The following is a 21,795-nucleotide window of genomic DNA, read 5'->3' as shown; positions in this document are numbered from 1 at the left end:
TTTCTTACCAAAACCCCTTCGCGGGGCTTGCGCTAGCTTTGCCCCGGGGCGCTCACATTGCTTGCCCTGTGAGTTCGCATTACTTGCTCCGGGCGCTGGTATTAGACGAAGCAATCACAGATGCGGCCGCGTAGTCACCATCGTGCGATAGCGACACCCACCAATCCGCATGCGCCAAATCTTTCAGAGCCGACAGTACCTCACCGGTAAAACCTACAGAAGGCCGTCCATAAAGGTCCGAAACCAACTCAATTTCACGCCACGAAAACTTCTTAACTGGCGCCAGCGGCACGTCTGTCAACCCAGCGTGAAGAAAACCGCTTGAATGAAGACCGTTCTGGTGGGAACCACCCTGTTGAACACGACTTCGGTGAGAATCACGCCAACTCACTTCTCCCGGTTCGGACAGTGGTGGCGGCATGCCGAAAAGCGCACTGGACCACGCTTTCACCACAGCCTCCTTCGCAGCCCAACGGGCAGCCAGGGAAGCCACAGGATCTGGCCGGCGCTGCGCCCGACCCCACTCCCGATCGGTAAACACCTTCGCGAACACCGAACCCGGCTGATGCAACTGCTCCGCAAAATCTGGGACAAACACCAGGTCAATCCCGTGGCCCAACACCAGTCCCTTTACCTGCGGTACCTGCGTATCAGCGCGGGTCAGTATGCCGTCAATACTCACTGCGGGTACCTCCCGTCCAACTCGCTGCGGATACCTCCGCTCACACTCACTGCGGGTACCTCCCGTCCTCACCCAGGCGCGCAGACGGATTGAGCAGCATAGCGGCCTCAACGTTACGCGCATCCTCATCGGGTAAACGCCGGCCCTTCGGCGCCTCATACAAGGGGGTACCTGCACACATCGCGGCCTCAAACCGATCCCGGCCCTCACGCAAACGCGCATTCGCACGCGCCCGCCACGCATCCGCCTGATCCGCCCCACGCTCCGCCGCAAGCGCAGCCTCAAACGCACTCGGGTGAACCAACGCGATCAACGCAGCAACGTGACCAAACCCCAACGACGTCAACACACTCGCCCGAACCGGACGCTTCCCCATATCCAAAGGCTCCCGCAGCCACACCAGTGGCGTAAACTCACGCATCTGCGGATCCAAACAATCAAGCGAACGATTCGCCGGCACCTGCTGTGACACAAACACCTCACACAACCCCGCGACCTGGAACAACGCAGCCCCACCCTTCGCGTGGCCAGTGAGCGTCTTCTGAGAAATCACGTATAACGGATTCCCACTCTCACGGCCCAAAGCCGCACACAACCGCGAATGCAACTCAGCCTCATTCGGATCATTCGCATTCGTAGACGTATCGTGCTTAGACACAACCGCCACATCATCAGCATCCACAGCTAAACCACGCAACGACCGAGCCAACGCAGAATCCACTCCTCCGCGACCAGCCGCGAGCGCCCCCATACCCGGCGCCGGAATCGACGTGTGCGCACCATCCGCATAAGACTGCGCATGCGCCACCACCCCGTAGACCGGCAACCCTAAGTCCGCAGCAATATCACCGCGAGTGACCAGCACCGTGCCGCCACCCTCAGCCTCCAAGAAACCACCCCGACGACGGTCCCCGGCGCGCGAAAAATGCCGGTAACTAATGCCCTTGTCATACATCTGCTGCGAATCCGCAGTGGCATTCATATCCCCAAAACCCGTTAGAGACTCAACGGAAATATCATCAATCCCACCGGCAACCACAAACGCAGATTTACCGAGCTTAATTTTGTCCACCGCTTCTTCAATGGACACAGCTGCAGTTGCGCAAGCCCCCACCGGGTGAATCATCTGCCCATAGCCACCCACATAACTTTGCATCACATGGGCCGCCACCACGTTCGGCAACGCCTCCTGCAAAATGTCCTGCGGCCGATCCTCACCCAAGAAACGCGTGAGGAACACCTTCCGCAACGACTCCATCCCACCAATACCAGTGCCCTGCGTGGACGACACCTCCGCCGGATGCACCGCCTGCAACAACTCAGCCGGACTGAACCCAGCCGAAATGAACGCATCCACAGCGGTAACCAGATTCCACACCGCAACCCGGTCCAAAGCCTCCAGCATATTCGCTGGAATACCCCAGTTAGCCGGATCAAACCCAGTTGGAATCTGCCCACCAACAGAACGGGACAAAGTTGCCCGCCGCGGCACCCGCACCGCAGCCCCAGCCAGCTTAGTCACCCGCCAGGTACCCTCATCAAAACTAACGCGGGTACGCGCCGGATCCGCCTGCACATAGGCCTGCGCCTGCTCGCGCGACTCCACCGCGAAACTCTGGTCCTGATCCAAATACACGGTCGCCACATCATCCGAACCACCATCCACAATGGTTGAATCGTCCACCAGCGGGCGGATCCCGCTGCGGGCAATCACCTCATCGCGGTAACGTTCGTAAATGTCCTCTTCCGCAACCGGATTGTCATCCGCGTCATACCAGCCTGGGGTGGGGGCGTTAGACCAATGCACCAGATCCATCATCCACGCCATTTCCAGCACCCCCGCCGCGGTCAGATCCAGGTCCGAACCCGCTTCTGCTTGCATGCGGGTGCGGCGCGAACCCCACGTACTGACTTCACCCAAGCCCACGATAACCACTTGGTCCGCCAGCTTCGTTTTCGGCTTCCCCCATTCGAGACGCTGCGCCATCTGTGGGGTCTTTACGCTTGGTAGTGCGGAAATCGTTGGGGGTACCTGGGGGGATTTCGAATCCGCATCCCCCTGGTTTTGCCGCGCCTGCCGCGCAAGCGCCGCCAAATCCAACGGGACCGTAGCCAACCCGCCCGTCAGATCACGATCCAACGGTTTTTCTTTCGCCTTTTCCCGCGCCTGAGGCGTCACCAACTCCATGAGTTCATCCGCAATCTCCTGCGGCGTGAACACATGTACCCCCGCCGCGCGAGCAGCTGGGACGAGCGCGTCATTACCACCCATGAGGCTCGTTCCCATCACCCAGCCGATACGCGGATGAGCGATAGTTACGCGCTGTGGCCAACCCGATTCCGCCGACCACTTATTAACGATCGCGTCGAAACTCGCTTTCGCTTCCCCATACGCGCCATCACCACCGAAGGTACCCCGGTTCGGTGAACCCGGTAGCACCACGTGCACCCGGTGGTCCGTGGCTGTGGAGCTACCCAGCGCAGCAAGTTGACTAATTGCCCGTTCCACACTCCACACCAGCAGCCGCATTTGACGGGCTGCTTCTTGCGGTTCAGACCCCATAGTTCCGCGCACCGGCGGTGCAGCAAATGGGAAGAACAGGCTTGGGAGCAACGCTGGTTTAATGAGGTTCGTGGTGGCTCCCACCGTTTCCGTCTGCTCGGTACCGATCCACTCCACCAGCGCGTCCACGTCAGCGAAACTCGCGAGGTTTGCGGGTACCAACCAGAGTTTCGCTCCGATTGCCGCGTGTTCGCGGTACAGTTTTTTCGCGAACGCCAATCGGGCTTCACTGACCCGCGACGCGGTCATTACCACTGTCGCACCGCCCGATAGTAATACCGCAACGATTTGCGCGGCGATCGAGTTTGGTGCCGCTCCGGTCACTACCGCAACCTCGTTCTTAAACGGCCCCATACTTCTCGCGCAGCAAGACTTCGCTACTTCTTCAAACAGTGTGCGCAGCCGCTTCTTCGATGAGGGTACTTGGCGCGCGTACCAGTTCGCTAAGTCCGCGAGTGACGCGCCCCCACCCTCAAACTGGCATGTGTTCACGGCTTCTAACTGGCCTGAGAACACGCGCGCTAAATCTTCGCGGGCAGTTGCCCACCGGTCGTCCAGCAAAACCGCGCGGCGCGGGTCAAACGCCGGGGCTACGGTGTCTAACCAGCCGGTGCCCAACTCTCGATCCAGCGTTTCTAACACCGCGGCACTGTCGTCGTTTTCCGGCTTCGCCCCAGGCGATTCCACACCCAGGCGGGTGAGCAGCTGCCGCGCCTGCGTTGCAAGTACCCCCGACGAGCCGAGCAGTTCCTCACGCAATTGTGACAATGCAGCCGAATCCACCATCTGGTCGGACCCCGCGGAACCGGTTGACAAAGATACGCTCACGCCGTTTTCCTGCGCCACTTCTTGCACTGCCGCGTCAATCAACGCATCCGCATCCGCTGCCACATCCACTTCCGTTGGTAGTGAGGCAAGCACGCCGCCGCGCACGGAATCTCCCTCACGCGTATTGAGCAGAATCTGCGCACTCACCTGGTCTTCCCACGAGGCGGGCAGGCCCCAGGTGTCGCGGATCCGCTCCCCAACTCGCGTGGGTTGCAGGCCGGCTGCTCCGAAGAGGGTACGTAGACGCGCGGTAATCGCCGCTTCCAACACGGGACCGAACGCTTTGTAGTTACCCGCCGCGGTGTTCACCACGCCCATGAGGTCACCAATACTCGCCTCAGCAGCCCCCTCAATCGTAGGTACCCCCAACTCCGCAGCCATGTCCATCAGCAACTGATTACGTTTAGAAGACACCCCATTGGTCAACGACTCAACCGTGTCGGAATCCTCAATCTGAGCGCGCGTAATCTTATTTGACAACGCCAACAGAACCCGCACCGCCTGCGCCGCATCCACCGGCAAATCCGGTGCCTGCCCTGACCCATTGGACACCGGAGCGGATGACTGTCCCGATGCATTGGATGCCGGAGCTGATGCCTGACCGGCGTGGCCTCCTGACGCAGACGCGGACGAGGCTGGCACCGTGTTGGATGCCGGGCTCGAAGCGGGCTTGGAAGCCGTGCTATCTTGCGCATTCCCAGCCTTCGCGGCCTCTGCGGAGGTGGGGGTACCCGGGGTCTCAGCCGCGGGGGTACCTGAGTTTGCACGCTCCCCGGACGCGGGGGCACCTGGGGTGTTTTCGGGTTCTGCATCAGCAGACGCACCCTCACCCGCTGGAGGCGTGTGCACCTGCTCCATCAATACCTTGTCTTCGTCACGGTCGACGTTGAGGACCTCCACATCCGCGTTCGCGTACCGCGGGAGCGCCAGAGTTTTCTGCGCAAACCCAGACAACGTGGGCGCAGAAGCCAAGCCCACCTCAACCACACGCTGAACCGCCAGCTTGTCAGGCGACAGCAACAGGTCCTGCGTTTCAATCCACCGCACCGGACACGTGAACTGCCACGCCAACAACTCCACCAGCAACGTGCGGGCTAACCGCCCCGGGTGCTGCGAACGCTCCGCCCAATTATCGACGGCCTCCTGCACCATCGTGGAGGGCACTACCTCAAGAATCGACTGTGCGAAATCCTTCGAAACCTCAAACGGGCGGGCCACTAAGTTCGGAATATACCGGCCCACCAGCACGTCCACATCAATCTCATCGGGGAGCAGCTCCATCAGTTTCTCACGGAACGCAGGTACCCCCGTGCGCAACTCAGACGAGTGGAACGGCACGTCAAGGCCCGGAATGAACATGAACGGACGCTTACCACCCAGAGCCTTTGCGCGGGCAGAAGCATCCTCCTCCAACGCCTTCAAACCCGCGATCGTGCCCGCAACCCCATACTGGGCGCCCCGCAAGTTGAAGTTCACAACCTCAATAAACTCACCGGACTCCTGCGCAATCCTGCGCGCGTACTCAGCCACATCCTCATGTGCAATCCCACACTGGTTCGGCCGAAAAGCACCCATCCGGTAGTTCGAACGGCCAGCCGCATCGCGTTCCACCAAGTTATGCATCGCGCAACCACGCTGGTACACAATCTCAATAACCTGCTCCAATGGGAAAATCCGTGCGCACGCCGCCAACGCCGCATACTCGCCCAAAGAGTGGCCCGCGTAGAAACTATGGGGTACCAACGCGCTATCGGCCTGTAACGACCGGGTCTGCCCATACGCCAGCGTCACCAACGCCACCTGCGTGAACTGAGTTAAATTGAGCACACCTTCCGGATGCTTCAAACGTTCCCCGCGCACAACCACAGCCTTCGGATTCTCCCGAACAATCGCCTCAATCGAGAAACCAAGATGCTCGCGCGTGAACTTATCCGCCCGCGTCCACACGTCCCTCATGATTGGGTTCGGCTTATCCATTCCCATGAGGGGCCGCTGCGTCCCCTGGCCCGGATACACATACGCAGTGGTGGGCGCGGCAATCTGGGCGCGGCCAATAGAAACTACGGCGCCATCCACGCGGCACGTGGCTTCCACGAACATGTCCCCATTGCCCCGGCCAACGCGTTCAACGGTGATCTCCACGTCGTCACCCAAGTTCACCATGCCGTACATCTCGTACACCCAATTGGTTATCCGCATGGGGGTATGGGTACTGGATCGAACTACGCCGGGCAGGGCCGGACTGTCCGTGCTGCGCACGCTGGTGGTGGAAATGACGTGCTGCGCGGTGGCGGACAACCACATGCCGTGCACCAACGGTGCCTGCAAACCAGACAATCCCGCTGCCGCGTAAGACGTGTGGATTGGGTTGAAGTCACCCGAAATGTTCGCAAATGCCGTCATGTCCGCTGGGGCTTTAACCCGCGCATCCCGCAAGAAGGAACGCTTAGTGGTCTGCACTTGCACGTCCTCGTTAACCGCGGGTGCGGCAGGCGGTGGGGTACTTGTGGTGACGCGCCCCCGAATCGCGAAACGCTCCACCAGGTGCGCGAAGTGTCGCTGCCCGTCGTACAGGTCATTTTCCACGCGCACCACGCGGCCCGACGACGCTTCGGTGAGTGACGCGCACCGGCTCTTAACCACCACGGCGGTACCCTCATGTGGTAAACGACCCGTCAGGCGCACCGTGTGGTCAAGGTGCACCGCGTTCACAAGTCCCTCAATAACTGGAATACCGTCTTTAACCGCGGTCCCTAACGCCGCGTACGTAGATGGCCAACACGGCCCCACCAGCGCGTCCGGCACAAAATCAGCCAACTGGGCCTGCAGCGCACCACCCGTTGCCGCGCCATGGGCCAACCCCAGTTCGCGAGTAAACGTGAAACCGCCTGTGACCTGGCCAAAGTCGGGGGTACCTGAGTTTGTTTCCGCCCGGTTTGCTTCGCCCGTTCCCACATTTTCAGCAGAGTCGACTCTCGCATGCCCCGCCGCGTCCACTTCCACGCGCCCCGCGTCAGGCGAGATTTCCACGCTCGGCAACGCCTCAATATGGTCACCAGAAATCGTGGTGGTCCCCACGCCAGCGGCGCCAGCTAGTAAGTCGTACGCCCCAACTGACAGCCGCTGCATATCCACCACCGGGTACGCCCCAGTGGCACACGCGGGCGAAAGCGTAACTGGAATATCAATATGTTCCACGTGGAACGGAGCCTGCCCACCCGTGTCCCACGACGTGTCGCAGTTAACGCGGATAGATACCCCCGCCTCATCTTCCAAAATTTCTGTTGCCTGAGGCATGGACCACGCCGGATTCGCCACCAGGTTCCCATTCCACTGAATATTAGTGGTGGCCCGCAAGAACGTCACCGTATCCGCAGCGGCCGCCCGGCGCGAGAACACAGTGGGTGCCTGACCCGATACGCGCTCCGCCACCGCGTTTTCGTAGCGGGTGAACATCTGCCCAATCGGTTCGTCAATGCGGTCGATCGCAGCTACCGAAACTGGCCCGGGAATAATCCGCACTGCATCCGCGGGGAACCGCGGGTTCTCTGACTGCCACAGCGTGTCCGTTCCCCACCAACGTGCCAAATCCCCGTCGAGCGCCGGCACGAACGGCATTGGTTTAACGTGCTTTCGGCACAGGCCTGGCCACCACGCCGCATCCTTCGCACTCACCCCGGTGGTGTGTGCACTCGGGTAGCGTTCCAACAGGCGTTCCAACGCTTCCGGGAGGTTCGCAATCGAATCTTCGTCCGCAAACAAAGTCTGCACCGGGCCGCTATCCACCTCGGAAAGCCGCGCTTCAATGCGGTGGAATACGTCTAGTACCCGGTCGCTCCATGTCCAGTCTTCGTAGGGGTACGCCAGGTCCGTGAGCCGCTGCGCCCACTGCGCGTACGTCATTTCTTGTAGGTCCCCAAAATAGGGTTTCGCTGTTTTCGCGAGCGCGTCTATCAGTTCGCCGCGGCGACGTTTTATGTCCGCTGGATCCGTTCCCACTTCGCGGATCAGCCGCGCTGCCCGGGCAGAAGAGTTTTCTACCTCGTACAGGTCCGCATCCAGGTGCGACAAACCCGAAGCGACCCCACCTTTAGCTTGTTCACGCCCCACCCAGGTACCCTCGGGAATCCCCTTGGTTTTCAGCAGCATTTCTTTCACCTGAGGGGACGTGCGAGCCTCCTTGGTGGCCATCGCAGCTGTACCAATCGCAACCGCGTCCACGGGCATCAGTGGCCGCCCGTATTGTTTAGACCACTCCCCCGTTAGGTAGTCCCCAGCCCGCTCGGGGGTACCTAGGCCACCTCCGACGGTGAGCACCAGGTTCTTCGTTTCCCGCGTCCGCCCGTAGGTGGCGAGCAGGAGGTCGTCAAGCGATTCCCACGAGTGGTGCCCTCCGGCCATGCCGTCTTCCACCTGCATGATGAGGGGTACCTGCGGGTTGTCGCGCGCAATGTCGATCACCTGGTTAATTTGCCCCACCGTTCCCGGTTTGAAGCAGATGTATGTGAACCCGTCGCCTTGCAGTTCTTTTATGAGGTCCCGTGCTTCCTCTACTTCCGGGATGCCCGCGGCGATTGTGACTGAGTCAAATGGGGCTCCGTTCTGCCGGGCCTTATTCACAATCTTTGAGACCCCGAACTGGAGGTTCCACATGTAGCGGTCAAAGAACATCGCGTTGAAACCAGCGGCCCGCCCCTCGTCTAATCGGTCAATCAGCCCGTCCTTGTGGCGTTTGAACACTTCTTCGGAGTACTGTCCGCCCCCGGCCATTTCTGTCCACAACCCGGCGTTCGCCGCGGCGGCAACCAGCTGCGGATGCACGGTCGTTGGGGTCATGCCCGGCAGCATGATCGGCCCGCGGCCCGTTAGGCGGGTGAACGCGGTGTCGAGCACTACGCGCCCATCTGGGAGCGTAACCTTTTTCGGTAGGTACCCCTCCCACGTTTGTGCCGGTTCCACCACCACCCCGGGGGTGTCTAAATCAGTGCGCGCAGTGGACGTGGACGCGTCAACCATGCGCGCGCCCGTCCCCTCAAGCAACGCGGTACTTGCCCGAGTGAGCATTGGCCCCGGTCCCAAATCCAAAACGTAACGCGCCCCCGCTTGCGTGCACTTACGCAACTGCGCAGGCCAATCTGACTGCTGCGTCAAAATCGCTTCACTGAGCTCTTTCGCCCGCTCAAAATCCGCGTCACTCACCTGGGAATTCTTGAGGGTACCTAGCCAGTCGAACACCTGCTCCAGCGCGTCATCTAGCAGATGGGAGTGGAACGGTGCGCCCACCGGCAGGTAATCCGCAGTGACCACCGCCTGGCTCCCTCCGCGTTTACGTTCCGCTAGTTCCGTGTTAAGCAAATCCTCTAACGCGTGCGCCGCCGTCGCCAGCCTTTGCAACACAGCCGGATGCCCCGAAAACACGTATGCGCGCGCACCATTCACAACCGCCACCTGCGGCGGTTCATCCACCTCTAGATCCTGGATTTGCTCCTTTGTTAACCCGCGAAGTGACAGCATCGGCGTGTGCTCGCCATCGGCCACTGCACCGATCTGCCGGGTGCACTGCGACGCAGCGGCACCAATCAGACGCGCCAACACCACGAGTTGCACAATCTGCTCTTCATCATCTTGCACAAACGCACGCGCCAACTGCGCCCCCAGCAGGCCTTGAGAGTGCCCAACCACCTGGGTGGGCGGGGTTTGACGCAAGTCCAAACTTGTCCCAGCTAAATCTAGTAGCGCCCCAAAGTTCGCCAGCAAAATCGCCGGTACCGAAACCGCGGGGTCCGTATCCAACGCCAAACTACCCTCCGCACCGGCGGGCATGCCTGGGCCCTTCGCGCCAGAGGATTCACTTCCGCCGTCCCCACCGACGGGTTCACGTTCGCCGTCGATCTGCGGGGCAGTGCGCAGAATCTGCTTTAGCCGTGCTCCAGCCTCAGGAGCTGCCGTAAGTAAGGGCAACGCCAAGGGGGCAAGACGCTTCTCAGCCTGTTCGAAAACGGATTTCACCCGCGTAGATGCCTGTGGCATGGAAAGGGTACGTACCAAAGATTCGTACCAGGCGCTTCCCTGCCCGGCGAACGCCAACGCATAGTCACCTGTCAGGTCCGCTAGGAAACTGCTTTTCATGTCTACTCTTTCTTTCCTCTATCTCGCCTGTATCGCCGCAGTACCCTCTACTGGGGCGGGTTGTTGTGGTATCGGTCAGTAGCTACACTGCGCCGTTTACTTTCCAGCACGCGCAACGACCTGCAAATAATTGAACGCGTATCTTTCGGGTCTATTAACGCGTCTAATTCCCCAATATTGAGGGACAAGTTCGGGTTCACCGACTGCTTTGAATACAACTCCTGGTAGTAGGCTCTTTGCTCAGCAACGTCACGGCCCTCTTCACCAGCGCGGCGCAGCTGCTTGCGGAACACGATGTCGACCGCGCCCTCAGACCCCATTACAGCAATCTGACTAGACGGCCACGAATAATTGAAGTCCGCGCCCAAAGACTTAGACCCCATAACGATGAAGGCACCCCCGTATGCTTTGCGCACAATGATCGTCACCATGGGCACGCTCGCGGTGGAGTACGCGGTGATGAGTTTTGCGCCGCGGCGGATAATGCCCGCCCGCTCCTGCTCTGAACCAGGGCGGTACCCCGGCACATCCACAAGCGTCACTATCGGGAGCGAAAACGCGTCGCACATCTGCACAAACCGCGCGGACTTTTCAGAGGCATTCACATCCAAAGTACCCGCATCCACACTCGGCTGGTTCGACACAATCCCCACAGGGGTACCGTTGAAGCACGCGAAACCCACCACCACGTTTGGGGCGAACAGCGAATGCACCTCCAGGAACTCCCCGTGGTCCACCAGCGCTTCAATCACGTCACGGCAGTCATACCCCTCTTTCGGGGATTCCGGCACGAGGTCCGCAACCGCCTGCGCATTCGCTGTAGTTTGCGGATCCTCCTCAAACGCGTACCGGGGTGGTTCCTCCTGACAATTCGAAGGTAGGTACGTGAGGAGGCCGCGAGCGTATTCCAACGCCTGCTCTTCATCTTCCGCTAAGAAGTGCGCCACACCGGATTCAATATTGTGCAGGTCACCGCCCCCAAGTTCTTCGGAGGAAATGTCTTCGCCGGTAACGGCCTTCACCACACCCGGGCCGGTGACGAACATGTACGACGAACGTTTCGTCATAATAATGAAATCAGTGAGCGCCGGCCCGTACACAGCTCCGCCCGCACACGGACCTAAAATGACGCTGATCTGTGGGATTACGCCCGATGCGTCTGAGATTGCTTTGAAAATGTGGCCGTATTCAGCCAGGGCAGCCACACCCTCTTGGATGCGTGCACCACCGGAGTCAAGCAGTGAGATGACGGGAATGCGCAGCCGCATCGCCTGATCCATCAGGTGCATGATCTTGCGCCCCTCAGTTTGCCCCAAGGTACCCCCTAGTACCGAGAAGTCCTGAGCGTACACAGCTACCGGCCGACCCTCTACCGTTCCGAACCCGGTGATCACCCCGCACCCCAAGTACCCCTGGTCGATGTCCCCACCGGCGAACCGGTCGATTTCCGCGAAGGTACCCTCGTCGAGAAGCATCCGGATCCGTTCCCGCGCGGTCTTTCGGCCCTTCGGATGTTGCCGGTCACGGGCCCGCGCTTCCGCCAGTTCCAGCATTTCGTTTGCGCGGTCACGGAAGTTATTACGTCCGATCTCTTTATCGTCTTGTTCCGCGTCAGCGTCACGCGCGGGTAGCAACTGTACTTTACTCATCGCCCTCACCTGCCTGCTCAGCTTTTTTAACCGTCACGATTAACTGCCCCGCAGAAACCGCGTCCCCTGTCTCAACCGCAATGTCTTCCACCACGCCGTCGCACGGGGAATCCACGCGTTTTTCCATCTTCATGGCCTCAAGGACCAGCAGTGTCTGCCCTTGTTCAACGGTTTGCCCTTCTTTCGCCACTACCCTCACAACGGTGCCCTGGATTGGGGCAGTCACCTGGCCATCCCCACCAGCTTGGTTCGCCAGGTTAGTTTTCCGTTTACCTAACAGCGGTTGAGCGGTAAGTGGCTTTGCGTCTTTTCCCACCGCACCACCGCCAACACCGTTTTTAGTGATGAGGCACTGGGGCACGCGAAGTTTAGTTCTGCGCCCATCGATTTCAATGCTCAGATCCGTTAGGGACGTGTCTAGTTCCTCGGGGGTACTTTGAGGTTCACCCGAGGTACCCTCATTGGATTCCGCACCGTTTTCCGCAAGATCCTCAAGAATATGGGACTGCTCAAGCCACTTGGTGTGCACGGCGTACTGGTGATCACCACTACTGTCCGCCGCTGTTTCAGACTCATCCGCAAGGACATCCGCACTATCCGCGGGTACCTGCGGGCTTCCCGACGGGTCTAGAGACTGGAAATCCGGGTGTTCGATAATCGCTTCCAAAAGCGGAATCGACGTAGGTACCCCCTGGATTGCGCACTCAGTTAACGCGCCTTGCAGCAGGCGGATTGCTTGCGGACGCGTCGGTGCAGTCACCGTCACTTTGCCGATCAGTGAGTCGAACGCACCCCCAATCGCATCCCCGGGCCGCAGGTAAGAGTCGATACGTACCCCCGGACCACCGGGCCATACCACGCCTGTGACCGTGCCGGATGCGGGCATGAGGTCATTCGCCGGGTCCTCACTGGTCACCCGCACCTCAATCGCACACCCATGTACCCCCGTCACCGGATGTAGGTTTTCCCCACGCGCGATCCGCACTTGCTCAGCAACCAGGTCGATGCCAGCCACTTCCTCCGACACCGTGTGTTCCACTTGCAGCCGCGGGTTGACTTCCAGGAAGAACACGTTGCCGTCACGGTCCACCAGGTACTCACACGTCCCCACCCCCACGTAGCCGGCGGCTTCGAACAGGGCTTTTGAGTATGCGTCGAGCATCTCGTTTGTGTGAGATTTCAAGAATGGGGCGGGTGCTTCTTCCACCACTTTTTGGTTTCGGCGCTGCACCGAACAGTCCCTGGTGGACACCACTTGGAAGTGCCCCGCTTGGTCGCGTACAGACTGGGTTTCTACGTGGCGGCAGTTCAGCATCAGTTTTTCAACGAAACTGTGCTCGAGGTTCGGGTCGCCTACGTGGTCGTCAAAGTACCGCTGTACATCCGCATCACTATCCACGCGGGTGATACCACGCCCACCCCCGCTGTTCGCTAGTTTTATGACGAGGGGGTACCCAGCTTCAGAAGCGAACTTGAGTACGGTTTCTACCCCGTTTTCATCCAGGGGTACTTCGCAGCCGGGAATCGTTTGCACGTGGGCGCTGTGGGCGAGGCTGCGGGCCTGCATTTTGTCACCCAGGCGTTCAATTGCACCGGAACTGGGGCCCAGCCAGGTGATGCCGGCGGCTTCAACGTCGGCCACGAACGCTGCGTCTTCAGAGAGGAAGCCGTATCCGGGGTGGATGGCGTCCGCCCCAGATTTTTGCGCTACCTCTAGCAGCGCAGCACCGTTCATGTAGGTTTGCGCAACCGTGGTACCCTCAAGCGCCCACGCTTCATCCGCCAGATCGCACGGTAAAGTGTTCAGATCTTGATCTGCATAAACCGCCACGGATGGGATCCGCATTTGCCGCAGCGTGCGGATCACCCGCACCGCGATTTCTCCGCGGTTCGCGACCAGAACTTTGGTAACGCTCATCGCGAGCCTTCCGCGTTAGCCGCTTCGCTCCCCTCATCACGTATTTCAACGTGGCCCACGCGCGAGGGGTCGGTGCCTGCTTTGGCTGACAGCGCCACATCGGCTGTGGTTACTGACCGGCGTTCACCGTCCACTTCAAGTTCCAGGGTTCCTAGCAGCCCCACGCCAAGCATGGTGCCTTCCAACCGTTCCCCGGTCGCGAGCGTCACCGACGCCTCACTGCCCGCACCGATTGACGCGCCCATGTATTCTGCTTGCCATTCACGCAGTTTTGCTTCGCCCGCGTTTACTTGCGTCAGGTCTTGCAGGTAGGTGCGTAGTTCTTCTAGGAATCGCTTGAGGATCTGGGGGCGCTCGTTTGGATCAGTCTCTAAAGCCCCTGCTGGCACTGCATTCAATGGGTTTTCCACCGAGGGTACCTGGCCGATGTTAAGCCCCACGCCGACTACTACCCAGTGCTGCTCGCCCTCAGCTTCAGTTTGCCCGGCGGCTGCAACGTGTTCACTGAGGATTCCCGCTATTTTCCGCCCGTCCAGCAGCAGGTCGTTGGGCCATTTCAGCTGCGTATTCGGCACCTGGGTTGCTTTCTTTAGGGCCAGCCCGGCCACCAAGGTCACCCACGAAAGGTACGGGGTCGGTACTTTCACGAGGGTGGAGAACAGTAACGCGCCCGGCGCGTCCATCCATGCGCGCGCGTACCTACCCCGGCCCTGCGTTTGTTGCGAGGCCACCACCGTTGTGTATGGCTCTAAGCTACTGACCTGGCCTTGCGCAATCGTGTCCTCTACTTGCTGCACTAGTTGCGCGTTCGTCGAATCGGTTTCGCGCATGTACGTCAAATCGGGGCACACGCTGGTTGGGAACTGGGCCCACAGCTGCCATTCGTCGTCTTGCTTCGCTTGCGCGCCTGTTAGCGCGTCATCGTTGTGTCGTTGAATACTCATTTGTCGTTCATCATCGAAAGAACGAGTATCAAAGACAAATACACCTCTGTATATTTCCTGCAGTTAAGCGAAAAATATGCTGTTGCGCAGCACAGCGTGCTCCGCAACAGCCCACCCCACTGCCGCCCACACCTACATTTAGGTGCGGGGCAGCCTCAGGGTAAAAACAAGCCCAGAATTAGGGCGAGAACTACTTCACCGCACTTTCCTGCGCACTCAGGTGGCCCGCCTGCGCGTTCCGGTGGTCGATCCGACGGTTAATCATCGCGAGCACGAACGCGCACACCGCTCCGATAACAGCCACGGCCAGGGTAATCAGGAAGATCACCTGGTACCCCTCGTACGGATTATCCGCATGGCGGTCAATAATGCCTGCGGTCATGAAGTTCCCCCAGAACACGGGTGCGTACACCGCCAGGGAACCGATGGCCATGGCTGAACCGTTGATCTGGTCTGGCAGGTTCAGCTCCGCAATCGGCGCCAAAATAACCGCTTTACCCATAAAAATCCCAACGGACATCAAAACCAGCAAACTCATGGCAAACCACAGCATGGACTGGTCCGCAGGCAGTAGGTAGACCACTCCCGCCGCTACCGCACAAATCGCGAGCGCGACCCCCAGCATTAACGTCGAAGACTTGAACACGTAGTCGGCTAAACCACCTGCAACCAGGGCAACTAGCATCCCCACTGCCCCGGTCGTAATAATTCCGAATACCCCCGAAACAGAATCGGATGCATTGAACACTAGTTTTACGTAAGGCGCGGACGAGTAAATCAAGTTAACGTACGTCCAATACAGGCACATGCCCGCCACCCCTGCAAGCCACACGCGCGGACGTGTCAGCACCTGCCACAAACCGTACAGGGCAGCGGTGTTTTTCGACATGTTCTCGTGCTCCGCAATCGCGTTCTTCGGTACGGTGCGCAAAATGAGAATAATGAGGGGTACTAGCAGCAACGTGTAGCCAAACCCGAATGCCAGCATGATCGTTTTCGCACTGCCCGGGTAGATCCACAGCAGCAGCAAGATTACGGCATTCATGAGGAATTCGGCGCCGCGGCGGATGGTTTCTAGCAAACTCATTGCCAGACCGCGCCCGCGCGTGTTCGCGTCTTTAGATAGCAGCGTCACGCCGTTAACTACCGCTGGCCAACCGAGTGCGTCCCACACGCCCCACGAAATCGCGATCGCGATCATCACTTTGAATGGCATGTCCGGCATGAACGGGAGCGCGCAAATGTAGAGCGCGAGGAAGGTGACGAGCCGCCACGCACTCCACGTAATCAGTAGGGAACGGATTGTGAACCGGTTGTTCACCCACCCACCAATTGGGTAGAGGAACATGGCGATCCCAATGAAGCTCATGAGGGTACCGAACTGGCCGACTGTGATTCCCAGCGCGTTACACAGCGGGAGCATTAAGGAACCTTTAAATGCTTCGAACGCACTGTACGTCAGCTGCCCCGCCATGACGACGGTGAGGAATCCGCCGACTCGGCCGCGCCTCAAGAAGATGGGGAGGCGCGACTTCTTCTGCTGCGCCTGCTGCGCTGCCTGGTTTATGGCAGCTGTGTCTTGGATGGGATTAATATTCTTGCTCACGTTTAGTTTTGCTCCAGGTCTAGTAGTTTGTCGGCGTAGTCCGTGAACACGCCGGTCACGCCCCAGTTGAATAGTTCGTTGGCTCGCGCGCGCGAGTTAACGGTCCACACGTTCACACCCAGGCCCGCTTCCCGGAAGGCTTGTACGCGAGCTTTGGTTAGCCCCTCGTTTTCTGGGTGAATGTAGGAGGCGCCCACCATTTCGCAGGTTGACCGCCAGTCGTCGTAGAGCGCGCAGGTTTCGTAAAGCGCACCGATCGGCAGTTTAGGCGCCCGCTGGTGCAGTTCGTACAGTAGTACGTGGTTGAAGCACGAAACTATGATCTTGGATTTCTTAACGCGTTCCAGGTGTTCGATAACGGTGTCGATCAGTTCGAGGGTGCGTTTGCGGCCCTGTTCGTTGGATTTGATTTCGATGTTCGCGTTCAGCCCGGTTTCATTCATGTAGTCCACTAGCTGAGCCAGCTGCGGGAGGCGTTCACCGGCGTATTGTGGGTCGTACCATGTACCCGCGTCGATGCTGTTGAGGTCCTCGCTACTGATTTCGTAGTAGGTACCCCCGCGGTTTGTGGTGCGATCCAGCTGTGTGTCATGGCAAATGATGGGCGTGCCATCAGCGATTATGTCCACATCTGTTTCAATCCACCGGGCGCCGCATTCCACTGCTTTGCGGAACGCTGCCATGGTGTTTTCTGGGGCTTGGGAGTTCAGCCCTCGGTGTGCAAACACTATTCGTTCGGTATTCATTTCTCCTTCTTTCGTCACTGCATCGTGAGCGTCTTTCGACACCGCGCCGTGTACAACCGGAAAACATCATAGTACGCTTTACGAGCATCTAAGAAATTTCTTCCTAATTGCCGAACATTTGTCCAGTTTTTGCAGCTTAAAATGCACGTTTATGCGCGTGTGAGCGGCGCCGATGATCGCGTGCGAGCGGTGCCGATGGTCGCGTGTGAGCGGTGCCAGCGAGGGGCGTTTCGGGCTGATATTATCCTGGTTAGCAACTTTGAGTGAGGGGAGCGTCCGTGTCCACTAGGCTTCAAACCCAGGATCGTTTGATCGCAGCTACCCGCGAGTTGATAATGACGGAGGGTGTGGAGCACTGTTCACTGGAACGTATTTGCGCTAAGGCGGGGTTTACGCGGGGCGCGTTTTACTCAAATTTTGCGTCTAAGGATTCACTGCTGGCAGCGATGGCAGAGGAAGAGTACGCCAACCTGATTGACACTCTTGAGGAGCAGATGCAGCAGTGGCAGTCCCACCACATCGATGGGGATACCCGCACGGTTATGCAGGTGTTGTTGTTCGACTTCCTGGACGCCATCGGGGTGGGTGGCAACGTATACACTCTGCATTCTGAACTGATGATGCGGGCTGTGCGGGACACGGATTGGGCGCAGCGGCTTTTGGAGATTAATAATGAGTTTAATGAGGCACTAGCGCGCTGCATGGAAACCATCCTCGCGGCGTCTGGACGTACCCCCACGATTCCGATGCGTCCGTTAACGCACGCGGTTATTGGGATTGTGATGCGCGCAGCGGGAGTGGACTCGTGGCGCAGATCCGCATCTGCTCTTCCCCCAGTTAGTAGCGCAGCGGATTCCCCGGTGCGGGACATTTTAGAGACCATTTTGATACTCCTGATGGCGGCGTCAGAACCTCAGGAGATTGCCGCGTCAGAACCTCAGGAAAATAACTAGCTACATTACCGCCCGAAACCGTTTTTATCTTGCATAGGTGCGCGAGACTGCGCAAACGTGCCCGAGGCGGAGCCTGCTTTTGCAGACCTCATACCTCAGCGCACTTGCGGCTCGGCTACGGGTGGTTTCGTGATGGAAACAAGGAGGGTACCTACGGCGGTGGTGAGCGGTATCGCGGCAATCAACCCGATGGAAGCGATGAGGGTACGTACTATTTCTTCGGCGATGGATGCGGAAGTCACCAGGTCCCAACCGCTGCGCCGAACCATGAGCGCTAACAGGAGTGCAGGCAGGGCGGTACCTGCGTACGCGAACGCCAGGGTGTAAACGGTGGAGGCGATGTGGTCGCGCCCAATCCGCATTGCGCGGGCAAATAAACGTGCCCGCCCCATGCGCGGGTTAGCTTCATGTAGTTCCCAAACCGCGGACGCTTGCGTGATGGTCACGTCGTTGAGCGCCCCCAGCCCCGCAATTACGATTCCGCAGATCAGAAGCCACTGCAGAGAAATAGCGGGAATGAAGCCGAAGATCAGTTGCGCATCTTCGTTGGATGCGCCTGAGAGGTGGTTGGCTCCCACCTGCCAAACCGCGATTACGACACTCAGCACGACCCCACCGAATGTGCCCAGCAGCGCAGTTGTTGTGCGGATCGAGATACCGTGTGCTAAATACACGGAAGAGAACATCATTGCACTAATGCCAGTTAGCGTTACCGCGAGCGCGTGTTCCCCACTCATGAGTGCGGGCATCACAAAATATAAGAGGACGAGCACGGACGCAGCTAGACCGCAGATCGCCGCAGCCCCACGTACCCTCGCTACGATCAGTACGAGCACCACGTAAATTGCGATTAGAGTTGCCATCGAGGTACCGCGTTCAATATCCCAGTAATAGGTAATTACCTCCGGGTTTTGAGGCTGGGTAGCGTCCGGGTTTTGAGGCTGGGTAGCGTCGACACCAGAAGCACCCTCTTGATTTGGTTCGGTTTCCGCCGTCGGTTCGGGGGTTCCCACACTGCTCTGGGCCGGGAGTTTATTTTGCAGTATTTTCAGGTGCGTTCCTTTTTTGAGGGACTGGTACACCTCCGGGGGTACTTGCACGACAACGGTTTGACCAACGTTCAACCCGCGGTCTATGCGCGCGCACACGGCGTTAGCTGCGCCAGGTCCATCACCACCCGAGGTACCCTCCACTTGGGAAGTACCCTCCTCTTCAGATGTGCCCCCTGTTCCACCCGAGGCACCTCCTTCCCCTCCGTAGGTACCCCCTACTTCCGCACACGTTTCTGGACGCAAATCGGTTATGGTAGCGGCGCCCGCCGTGGCGTCTTTATGTACGGCATCGACACTTCCGACGGGGGTTTTCCCTGACGGCCACAGAAGCACCAACCCGACGACCGTGGCGATCGCTAATGGCAGTACTATTGCGGCTAGTGTGAGCCTGATTCTGAGTAGGCGTTTGCGAGGCAGCTCTAGGGGCCCGTGGTTGTGGTGCGCGTGCGACATGCTTGTTTACCCTTGTTATGCGATGAGGTTAAGTACGTACTTACCCTACCCTTAGTCGCGAATAGTTCTCATCAACGGTCGGGGGCACCTACACGCGTTTTCACCTACCGCGCGGGGCTTTACGCAACGTGGAGTTTTACAGCAACATCTAGTTTTAGAGCAACAACGACTAGTCGACAGCCGGCACCTCCCAGTTACCGAACCACATTTTCGCAGTCGAACGCATGCTGCTTTTCAGCACCGAGAACGCAGGTACCCTCACCCCCTCTTTCGCCGCTACCGCGCACAGGAAGTCGCGCACCCGCCACACTTCCGCGGGGTTAACGCTGGGCGCGATTGCAAGTACCTCATGTAAATACTGCTCGTTCGCATACCCCAGTTTCGTCGCAATCCACGCGGGTGAAACCGTGAGTTTATTGCACAGGTTTTGCAGTTCATGCGCGGTTGCGTCGCATTGTTTAGCGTTTATTGACATGGCGGCCTTTCAGTAAGTTACCTAATGATACCCAGTGGTAAGACACGTAATTAAAGGAGTAGAAATTAGTTCCCTCCCCAGTTAGGTCAACCTCGGTTTTGATCCGAGTTTTCCTTACTGAGGAGGGAACGCGGCGTAACTAAGCTGAGCTACGTTTCTAAAGCGGGCTTCGGGCCGGTGAAAAACTCATCAGGCCGCACACCGCTAACATGGAGCAACAGCTGTGGTTATTGCACTAAACCCGGTTACGCGTTGGGGGTACCTGGTTTGGTGTCGGCGGATTCAAAGCGCTGGTCGTGGTGGGTGCGGGCTTGTTTCCCGTCTGCTCCGCGGTCCCAGGAGCGTTCCAGCTGCCCGGGTTCCAGTTCGGAACCGGCTGGTGCGGAGGCGGGGCTGGCGGATTCCAGCGAGGTACCCCTTAGCCGAGAGATCCACCGCATCGCGTGGTACATCGCAAGGGCGCCGAACGAGCCTAGTGCGATTCCCTCAAACACCATGTCTCCCCAGTGCCACGTGTAGTTCGCTATCGCAACCACCATGGCGACTGCTGCTGTGTTCAGGTTGACGGGGTCAGAGAAGTCGGTGCGGTTCTGCACCCAGATGCGCACGCCAAGCATGCCGATCATGCCGTACAGGATCGTCGCAGCCCCACCAAGTACTCCCACGGGAATCGTGGCGATCAGCACCCCGAACTTGGGGAACATGGACAGTGCGAGCGCGGTTAGCGCGGCAACAATGTAGGCGGCTGTTGAGTAGACGCGGGTGGCGGCCATAACCCCAATGTTCTCCGCGTACGTGGTGGTACCGGAACCACCACCGGAACCAGCGAACACGGTGGAGAGCCCGTCGGCGAACAGGGCCCGGCCTGTGAGGGTGTCTAGGTTGCGCCCAGTCATAGCGGACACGGATTTCACGTGCCCCACGTTTTCTGCGATGAGCACGAGGACGACGGGCACGAAGAGTCCAAGTGCGGAGATGTCGAATGCGGGAGCGTGGAAGCTGGGTAGGCCCACCCAGGCGGCGTCGGACAGGGTGGAAAAATCAACTTCCCCACGGATCACAGCGCACGCGTAGCCAATGAGCACACCGATTAGGATCGATAGGCGTCCGACGATTCCTTTGAACAGGACGGTCACGAGGAGGACGGAAACGATGGTGACGATTGCGGTTACGGGAGCTTGTTTAACGTTGTTCCACGCCGCGGGAGCCAGGTTGAATCCGATGAGGGCCACGATGGTGCCTGTAACAACCGGGGGCATGAGCACGTCGATCCACCTGTGGCCCGCCACCATGACGATTAACCCGACGATTAGGAGCGCCAGGCCTGCGGAGATGATTCCACCTTGTGCGACCGCCATTCTGTGTGGGTCAATGGCGCCTCCACCTTGGACGTATCCGGTGATGGCGGTGATTGGGGCGATGAGGGCAAAAGAAGAGCCGAGATAACTTGGAAGTTTCCCGGCTGTAATGAGGATAAAAAGAATGGTTCCAATCCCTGTGAAAAATAATGTCGTTGAAGGATTGAAACCAGTTAGTAACGGAACGAGGAATGTGGCTCCGAACATTGCCACCACGTGTTGCATCCCGATTCCGATTGTGGCGGGCCATGCGAGCCGTTCATCGGGCTGAACCACGTCACCGGGGGCTATGTGCACGCCGTCTCCGTGCAGTTTCCATTTCACTGCCATTTGGGCACTCCTTGTGTTTTATCTGGGACTTGTTTTAAGCCGCAGATAGTCTATGCTGTTCCCACCATTTTTCTCGCATTATCCTCCATCTTGTAGCGCGTTTCACGTA

Annotated in this window: 11 protein-coding genes; 1 reads left to right on the top strand and 10 read right to left on the bottom strand. The window is 58.9% G+C overall.

What is annotated here, in order from left to right:
* Positions 1 to 79 precede the first annotated feature (79 nt).
* The 7 genes from CJ187_RS08955 to CJ187_RS08925 all read right to left on the bottom strand — a co-directional run bounded on the left by CJ187_RS08955 (position 80) and on the right by CJ187_RS08925 (position 17,065).
* Positions 80 to 682, bottom strand: coding sequence for a holo-ACP synthase (locus CJ187_RS08955; RefSeq protein WP_233187332.1), 603 nt, complete (start codon positions 680 to 682; stop codon positions 80 to 82).
* Between the two features lie 46 nt (positions 683 to 728).
* The gene (locus CJ187_RS08950; RefSeq protein WP_199171060.1) at positions 729 to 10,202 is read right to left on the bottom strand and encodes a type I polyketide synthase; all 9,474 of its coding nucleotides are present in this window, start codon (positions 10,200 to 10,202) and stop codon (positions 729 to 731) included.
* 47 nt (positions 10,203 to 10,249) lie between these two features.
* On the bottom strand, positions 10,250 to 11,755 hold the full coding sequence (locus CJ187_RS08945) for an acyl-CoA carboxylase subunit beta (RefSeq protein ID WP_233187360.1): 1,506 nt from the start codon (positions 11,753 to 11,755) through the stop codon (positions 10,250 to 10,252).
* An 88-nt stretch (positions 11,756 to 11,843) separates the two neighbouring features.
* Entirely contained in the window at positions 11,844 to 13,769 is a 1,926-nt protein-coding gene (locus CJ187_RS08940; RefSeq protein WP_102216397.1) for a biotin carboxylase N-terminal domain-containing protein, read from the bottom strand.
* Positions 13,766 to 14,713 carry a biotin--[acetyl-CoA-carboxylase] ligase gene (locus CJ187_RS08935; RefSeq protein ID WP_102216398.1) on the bottom strand — a complete coding sequence of 316 codons (948 nt, stop codon included), beginning with the start codon at positions 14,711 to 14,713 and terminating at the stop codon, positions 13,766 to 13,768. Before CJ187_RS08935 ends, CJ187_RS08940 begins: the two co-directional genes overlap by 4 nt.
* Positions 14,714 to 14,903: 190 nt before the next feature.
* Positions 14,904 to 16,319 carry an MFS transporter gene (locus CJ187_RS08930; protein ID WP_233187333.1) on the bottom strand — a complete coding sequence of 472 codons (1,416 nt, stop codon included), beginning with the start codon at positions 16,317 to 16,319 and terminating at the stop codon, positions 14,904 to 14,906.
* Between the two features lie 2 nt (positions 16,320 to 16,321).
* Positions 16,322 to 17,065, bottom strand: a complete 744-nt coding sequence (locus CJ187_RS08925) for a glycerophosphoryl diester phosphodiesterase (RefSeq protein ID WP_102216608.1) — start codon at positions 17,063 to 17,065, stop codon at positions 16,322 to 16,324.
* A gap of 278 nt (positions 17,066 to 17,343) precedes the next feature.
* Between CJ187_RS08925 and CJ187_RS08920 the strand changes: the two genes are divergently transcribed.
* Complete coding sequence (locus CJ187_RS08920; RefSeq protein ID WP_102216399.1) at positions 17,344 to 18,018, top strand: TetR/AcrR family transcriptional regulator; 675 nt, start codon at positions 17,344 to 17,346, stop codon at positions 18,016 to 18,018.
* 95 nt (positions 18,019 to 18,113) lie between these two features.
* On the opposite strand, the gene CJ187_RS08915 is transcribed toward CJ187_RS08920, so the two are convergent.
* The 3 genes from CJ187_RS08915 to CJ187_RS08905 form a co-directional block, all read right to left on the bottom strand.
* Complete coding sequence (locus tag CJ187_RS08915) at positions 18,114 to 19,523, bottom strand: YibE/F family protein (RefSeq protein WP_233187334.1); 1,410 nt, start codon at positions 19,521 to 19,523, stop codon at positions 18,114 to 18,116.
* Between the two features lie 169 nt (positions 19,524 to 19,692).
* Positions 19,693 to 19,998 (bottom strand): DUF2316 family protein, encoded by a 306-nt coding sequence (locus CJ187_RS08910; protein WP_102216400.1) that lies wholly within the window; start codon positions 19,996 to 19,998, stop codon positions 19,693 to 19,695.
* Positions 19,999 to 20,243: 245 nt separating this feature from the next.
* Positions 20,244 to 21,686 carry a uracil-xanthine permease family protein gene (locus tag CJ187_RS08905; RefSeq protein ID WP_102216401.1) on the bottom strand — a complete coding sequence of 481 codons (1,443 nt, stop codon included), beginning with the start codon at positions 21,684 to 21,686 and terminating at the stop codon, positions 20,244 to 20,246.
* Positions 21,687 to 21,795: the final 109 nt, after the last annotated feature.

It is taken from the genome of Gleimia hominis, from assembly GCF_002871945.2.
In the GTDB taxonomy this organism is placed as follows: domain Bacteria; phylum Actinomycetota; class Actinomycetes; order Actinomycetales; family Actinomycetaceae; genus Gleimia; species Gleimia hominis_A.
This window is presented reverse-complemented; position numbering and strand designations above follow the sequence as displayed.

Coding starts and splice junctions, on each gene's coding strand:
- CJ187_RS08945 (WP_233187360.1), bottom strand. CDS start 11,755: ATGCTGGAACTGGCGGAAGCGCGGGCCCGTGACCGGCAACATCCGAAG.
- CJ187_RS08940 (WP_102216397.1), bottom strand. CDS start 13,769: ATGAGCGTTACCAAAGTTCTGGTCGCGAACCGCGGAGAAATCGCGGTG.
- CJ187_RS08910 (WP_102216400.1), bottom strand. CDS start 19,998: ATGTCAATAAACGCTAAACAATGCGACGCAACCGCGCATGAACTGCAA.
- CJ187_RS08950 (WP_199171060.1), bottom strand. CDS start 10,202: ATGAAAAGCAGTTTCCTAGCGGACCTGACAGGTGACTATGCGTTGGCG.
- CJ187_RS08905 (WP_102216401.1), bottom strand. CDS start 21,686: ATGGCAGTGAAATGGAAACTGCACGGAGACGGCGTGCACATAGCCCCC.
- CJ187_RS08935 (WP_102216398.1), bottom strand. CDS start 14,713: ATGAGTATTCAACGACACAACGATGACGCGCTAACAGGCGCGCAAGCG.
- CJ187_RS08925 (WP_102216608.1), bottom strand. CDS start 17,065: ATGAATACCGAACGAATAGTGTTTGCACACCGAGGGCTGAACTCCCAA.
- CJ187_RS08915 (WP_233187334.1), bottom strand. CDS start 19,523: ATGTCGCACGCGCACCACAACCACGGGCCCCTAGAGCTGCCTCGCAAA.